Source organism: Aeromonas sp. QDB23 (assembly GCF_027707745.1).
Classification (GTDB): Bacteria; Pseudomonadota; Gammaproteobacteria; order Enterobacterales; family Aeromonadaceae; genus Aeromonas; species Aeromonas allosaccharophila.
In genome coordinates, this window is sequence record NZ_JAPCJA010000182.1 from 1 (window position 1) to 583 (window position 583).

A 583-nucleotide genomic window follows, 5' to 3' on the forward strand; every position below is an offset into this window, starting at 1 on the left:
GCCTTGTGTTCGGCAAACTCGCCGCCGTTGTCAAAGGTGATGGTATGCACCTGCTCGATGTAGGGCGTTAACATCTCGATTATCGCATCCCGCACCACCCCAGCCTGTTTGCTCGCGACCCGCTTGACCAGATAGAGCCGGCTCTTGCGCTCCACCAGGGTGACCAGTGCACCTGTGCCTTGCTTGCCCAGCACCGTGTCCGCCTCCCAATCACCGAGCCGCTCCCGGCTATCGACGATAGCCGGCCGTTCATCAATAGAGCGGGCTTCCTTGATGGGAGAACGCAGGCTGCTCGCCCCCTTGCGGTAGCGCTTGTGGCCCTGGCGCAGATGGCGGTACAACTGGCCACCCCGGGCTTTGTCGGCGGCCACATGGCGGTATATCCACTCGTGACTCACCATGAGGCCTATCTGCTTGCCCACCGCGCTTATCTGCTCCGGGCTCCACCACCAGGCGAGTGTCAGCTCGACAAACTGGATGACATCGGCAGATAGCCGAGATTTGGCCGCACTGGCCCGTCGGTGGGTGGCGTGCTGATGCGCATTGTCTGGCTGGTAGCCCTGCGGCCCGGCGTTACGACGCA

The 583-nt window shown here is 62.8% G+C and carries 1 pseudogene; it reads right to left on the reverse strand.

The window, feature by feature from the left end:
• Positions 1–583, reverse strand: a pseudogene (locus PG888_RS23085) (IS30-like element ISAs2 family transposase); the annotation flags it as partial.